Here is a 5,638-nt window from a genome sequence, read left to right as displayed (position 1 = left end):
CCCAGTTACTGCTGAGAAAGCCTGCATCTTTATTACTATCGGAGTAACCCAACATGACCTCTTGGAGATGAGGCACTAAGCCAGGGATGGCATTTTCGGGAGTTGGTTGATAGCCGCCAGTTAGAGCCGCACGATACAAGGGCAACTCAAATAGAGATTGCATCACCAGCGGGGCTTTTTTGAGGTCTTCGACGGTTTCAAATAGCGGTACCACCTGAAGACTGGTAATCCCCGTCGCGGGGTCGTACAAGCCCGATTCTTTGCCCAAAAGCATCACTTCGAGAATGTCACTGACATCTCGGTTCATACTAATGACATATGTTTGACAAATTTCGGGGCCGAATTCCTGATGGAGGCGGCGCAGCATCCGGAAGGTTTCGATCGTTTCGACGGCTTTGGGCGAAAACGGTAGTTCGCCCGGAATTAACGGACGCCGAGTTTTGAGTTCGCCCACCAACCATTCAACGCGCTCGGCTTCCGAGAGATCGTGATAAGACTTGGGCAATACTTGGAGATAGTCGGTTATTTCAGCGATCGTGTCGGCATGACGACCGCTTTCTTGTCGGATATCGAGCTGGGCGAGATTGAAGCCGTAGATTTCGACCTGACAAATTAATGTTTCTAAGGCTTGACAAGTCAGTCCGGTTTGCTGCAAGCTTTGGCGGATCAGCCCTAATTCTTTGAGGAAATCTGCACCGGAGTGGTAGCAGGTATTGGGGTTGAGTTCTGCTTTGGGAAACTCTAAGCTATCCCAGTCGGAGACTTGACGCGATCGATCGAGCGTATTCGAGAGCCGCTTGATAATATAAGTTAATTTGAGTCGATACGGCTCTTGACGATAGCGGATCGCCAAGTCGTCATAGATTTCGGGGAAATGGGATTTATCCTGCTCTAGGGACTCTAATAACTCAGGTAAAACATTACTCCAATGCAGAGATAGACTCAGGGCATTAGTTAAGCCTCTGGTACATTTGATATATTTTTTGAGGACGATTCCCCGCTGATAGCAGGCAGTTTGCCAGGTAATTTTGGCGTGACAGAGGGATTGCCATCGCGATCCGATCCCACCCACGAGCCAAACCGACAAAAGCGATTGCTCGGGGGTGTCAGATAAGGAAAAGACTGCTTGAGAGCCATATTCAACCGTTGCGAAAGTTGCGGAATCGCATCGAATAAGACCTCTTCAAAGTAGTGGAGAGTATAGTCTACTTCATCCAAAACTGTCGGCTTAAATTGATGTAATTCATCCGTCCGCCACCATAATAGGATCTCTTCTAATAGTTGTCCCTCTAATTCGGCGACTTCCCACGAAGATTGGATTCCCAGCCGCGCCATATCCTCCTCCGCGAGATCGAGTTTCTCCAAAATCTGCGCCACCCGTCGCTGCTTGTCACGAATGGTATGTCGCACGATTTCGGTGGGATGGGCAGTAAAGACTAAACCGATATCCAATTCATCGAACAATCGCTGCACCTGTTGGGGCGGTACGCCAGCAGCTTTGAGCAGGGGAAATAAAGCGGCAAAAGTACCGCGATCTTTTTGGGTTTCGATGGTAGAAGCTTGCCAAGTTTTTTCGAGCAATCCCGCACCCAATGGGGCGACATGCTCGGCATTATGACTGTTTGGATTGCCAGAATGCACAGGGACAGAATACTGGAGCGATAACTTGAGCGCGAGTTTTTGTTCGCGCTGCTCGTAGTGTTGCTCGACAATATTGATCAATTGAAAATAGAGCGCGAATGCTCTGGCGGCACGAATGGCATCTTTGAGATCGAGTTTCTCGATCAGGGCGTGTACCGCTTGGGGCAAAGGTTCGGCAGCACTACCATCAGAGGAACACATCTCCCGCAACTGGTTGAGTAAATTGACCAATTCTTGCCCGCAAGCATCTCGCAGCACGCGTTCCCACAGGTCTTCGATTACCTTGAGTCGATGGTTTAGGAGGAGATTGGATGGACTGGAAACCATCAATTCTGACTCTAACATGTGGGTTTGCGGTTGCATATAACAGTTGCTCGCGATATTGAAGTGGGGGGTAAGCTACCTAGTGTGACGATCTCACCGCCAATGTCAAGCTGACGGTCTCGTCGATCTTGGATAGATGCTCGCAGGAACGCCAAGCACTCGCCCGATCGCCATCGAGCGCGATCGAGTCGGAAGTTTTGCGTAGGACTGGACTTCGGTAAATGTGGCCCAGTCCAGTCCTACGAGCGGCGATTACCTACTGCGAGCTTGGCTATGCCAACGGTGGCGATCGCTGTGTTAAATACTTACAAAAATTTTGGATGTTCGATCGTCGATCGATATAGTTTGACTTAGACCGCAATTTTTTCAGTCACGCTCGCGACTCGCTCGTCAAGCACTCGATACGTGCATGGCTGATTATACCAAAAGCTGTTCGTCTGCTCAACTATCCCAATCGACCCGCTCACAGATTGTGGATCGAGACGATCGCATCGTTGAATTCGGCTTATAAATCGATGATTCGATCTGTACTTCGATCCTTTAGTCGATTGGTTCGACAATCGTCGCATCGGGAACGTGAAGAACTGGCAATCGATCGCCGCGAAATATTTCTTCACTAAATAATCCTAATTGTTCGAGGGCGGCACTGGTTGTGCGAAAGGTAGCGATCGTTACCAGCCATGGGGTAGCAGCTAGACTGACGAGTAAAGATGGTGAAACAACAGCAGTGGATGATGATACTGACATACGAATAGTCCTCGGCTCCAAATAATCTAGTCCGATAGCTTCTGCACTGTTTTGTAGGGATTTAGGTACTGATGCCCTATCTACTATCATAATCGAGTTCCCTGGTCTGTGCTTGTCGCTATTGCTACAAGACTGGACTTCTTGAAGATGGGTAAGGGGTAATGGTTCGGGTGTAAGGGGTCATGGATGGATAGATCGTACTGACAACCTCATCCTGTCAATCCTTAATAATCCTTAAATCCCGATCTGTAATTGGCTTGAAAGAAGGTCGCAGTCAAGGTTCGCACCTAATTTGGTAGTATTTGCCGCGATCGCAAATCGTGATAATTCAAAAAAAACTGTCAGTGATGTTAATTGTGATGGGTAGTTGCGGGTAATTTAAGTAGGAGAGTAACTAAATATTTAAATTATGCGGATCGATATCGATCGAGGAGTGCGAAAACAGTCTTCTAGGAATGTTCCAGCCTTTGCTTCAAACTAAATTCTCTCCCGTCTTCGCTACTTTTCCTAGTGGCATATTCCAGGCTATGAGTAACAAATTTATATGCTTAATCGATTAAAAAATCTATTTCCTCGCCGAGGTAATGGAGTGGCGATCGAACTTGGATCCGAACGGATCAATATTGCCCAACTCCACAAAAAAGGTGCCGATCTCAGCCTCAAACATCTGTGTTCTGCTGAAGTTCCCGAAGGAATTTTTGAGGAAGGGCGCATCGTCAACCCCCAAGAGTTAGGTGACTTAATTCGCGCCACCCTTGCCGATAACAAAATCAAGGCTACCCACGTTACCACTTCCGTACCGATGCGGGAAGCTGTGATTAGGTTAATTCCTCTTCCAGCCGAATTAAACGATAAAGAAGTGCGAGATCTGATTCTCAATCATGAGGCGGCATTGTATCTACCATATCCTCGCGAAGAAGTCGATCTCGACTATCAAAAACTAGATTTGGTCACAGATGAAGACGGGTTGGATAAAGTGCAAGTAATGCTTGCAGCAACGCGAAAGGAAGTTACCGATAGTTATATCGAGACATTCCAGTATGCAGGATTGCCAGTAAAAGTTTTAGAAATTAGCAGCTTTGCCGTACTCCGCACGATCAAAGAACAACTCCGCCAATTTGCACCGCAAGAAGCCGTAGTTTTGATCGACATCGAGTTCGATTGCACGGAAATCGCGATCGTTGTCAATGGAATTCCCCAATTCAATCGCACCGTACCGATTGGCACCTTTCAACTGCAAGAAGCCCTCAGTACGGCGATGAATCTGCCCCTAAGCCGCAATTCCGAAGCACTTCAAGATATCACCATTCCCGATATCCCCGTGAGCCGGATTAACGATCGGAGCGAAGCCATGACTAGTATCAATCCTGGGATGGCAGCAATGATGCGAATTTTGGCCGAATTAGCTGATGAAGTCCGTCGCAGTATCGAGTTTTATATGAGTCACAACGGCCAAGAACTCAAACTAGAACAACTGCTCCTAGCTGGCCCTGGCGGCGGGTTAGGACAACTCGACCTCTTCTTTACACAACGATTGAGTATTCCTACCACCCAAGTCGATCCGATCGGTGGATTGGGTTTAGAACCCGAAATGGATATTCCGATCGGTCAACGACCCGGACTAGGAGTAGTTCTAGGATTAGGAATGCGCGAGGTATAACAATATGTACAGTTTAGATATCAATTTACTCCGCGAACGTACCGATGTTCAGACGGGTTCACAGACCGATTACACTAGCGGGACGACCATTGCACCTACAAAATATGGCAAACTTCCATTATTTGCGGGTATGGGAGTAGCAGCATTGACATTAATGGCCGCTGGTGGCGGCTGGCTGTTCTTAGGCCAACAGACTACTCAACTCGAAGCTAAACAGCAAGAATTAGATCGCACTTTAGGTAGTCTTAAAGCTCAAGATGCCCGTCTGCAAGAAATCAATGGCAAAGTAGCTCAAGTTAATGATGAAACTCAATCATTGGCTAGCGTGTTCAATCAGGTTCAACCTTTGTCTGCGATCCTGCAAGACTTACGCGAAAGCATTCCTCAAGGCGTCCAGATTGCTACTATTAGCCAAAGCGAGGTCAAAATTGCCGCCCCCGCAGCTACAGCAGCACCCGCACCCGCAGCACCCAGCGGTGGTTTAATTAACAAAATCTCCACTCCGCCCAACGCAGAAGCCAGTCTCAAACCTCCGGCTGCTAATACTCCCGCAGCTAGCCCCCCAACTGTCGCCACCGCACCAACTGGGACTACAGCACCCGGTGCGACCGCGCCAACTCCCGGTACGCCTGTCGCCACTCTCCCCGCAGATGTCCCGACTACCAAGATCGAAATTTCAGGTACCGCCAAAACTTTTGATGAGGTCAATAACTTTGTCCTTACTCTCAAACAATCAGCTTTCTTCAATCCTGATGATATTCAGCTAATCAGTGCTAATTTGAGTGCTGCAACCACCAATTTGACCAAGCAAAAGATTGAGAAACCCCAAGACAAGATTACGCCATCCGAACAAACTGCAATCGATCGAGTGGAACGATTAGAGCTACCAAAAGTAGTTGAGTACAAAATCCAAACCTCCATCAAACGAATTCCAGCGGCAGATCTCATCCGCGAACTAGAGCGCAAAGGAGCTGTTGGTTTGGTAACTCGACTCAAAAGCCTTCAACAACAGCAGGTAATTAAGCCATGACATATAGTAGCGATTTAATCGAGAGCGATTTAGTAGGTAATACATCTTTTATCGCCGCTCCAGCATATCCTTCCGTCTTTGGAATTACATTTAGCCCGATCGTCAGCGGGCTATGTTTGGCAGCGATTGGCATCGGTGCTTCTGGATATATATATGTGAGTTACCTGAAACCACAATCGGATAAAAATCAAGAGTTAGAAAGTAAATTAGCTCAAACTCAAGAGCAGATCCAGCTC

General features: G+C 47.7%; 4 protein-coding genes and 2 pseudogenes. 4 read left to right on the top strand and 2 right to left on the bottom strand.

The genetic code is table 11. The annotated features are described in order from the left end of the window. Positions 1–2,004 (bottom strand): annotated as a pseudogene (locus C7B77_RS22525) (phosphoenolpyruvate carboxylase); the annotation flags it as partial. 182 nt (positions 2,005–2,186) lie between these two features. Between C7B77_RS22525 and C7B77_RS31520 the strand changes: the two are divergent. After that, on the top strand, positions 2,187–2,309 hold the full coding sequence (locus C7B77_RS31520) for a hypothetical protein (RefSeq protein ID WP_281261383.1): 123 nt from the start codon (positions 2,187–2,189) through the stop codon (positions 2,307–2,309). Positions 2,310–2,505: 196 nt separating this feature from the next. On the opposite strand, the gene C7B77_RS22520 is transcribed toward C7B77_RS31520, so the two are convergent. Further along, positions 2,506–2,712, bottom strand: a complete 207-nt coding sequence (locus tag C7B77_RS22520) for a hypothetical protein (RefSeq protein WP_106310166.1) — start codon at positions 2,710–2,712, stop codon at positions 2,506–2,508. Positions 2,713–3,256: 544 nt separating this feature from the next. Between C7B77_RS22520 and pilM the strand changes: the two genes are divergently transcribed. The 3 genes and pseudogenes from pilM to C7B77_RS22505 form a co-directional block, all read left to right on the top strand. Beyond that, entirely contained in the window at positions 3,257–4,372 is a 1,116-nt protein-coding gene (pilM, locus tag C7B77_RS22515; protein ID WP_106310163.1) for a type IV pilus assembly protein PilM, read from the top strand. 4 nt (positions 4,373–4,376) lie between these two features. Beyond that, positions 4,377–5,402, top strand: coding sequence for a PilN domain-containing protein (locus tag C7B77_RS22510; protein ID WP_106310159.1), 1,026 nt, complete (start codon positions 4,377–4,379; stop codon positions 5,400–5,402). After that, positions 5,399–5,638, top strand: a pseudogene (locus C7B77_RS22505) (pilus assembly protein); the annotation flags it as partial. The gene C7B77_RS22510 and the pseudogene C7B77_RS22505, both read left to right, overlap by 4 nt.

Source organism: Chamaesiphon polymorphus CCALA 037 (assembly GCF_003003845.1).
Lineage (GTDB): Bacteria > Cyanobacteriota > Cyanobacteriia > Cyanobacteriales > Chamaesiphonaceae > Chamaesiphon > Chamaesiphon polymorphus.
Note: the sequence above shows the minus strand (reverse complement) of the source record. Positions and strands in the feature narration are given on the sequence as shown.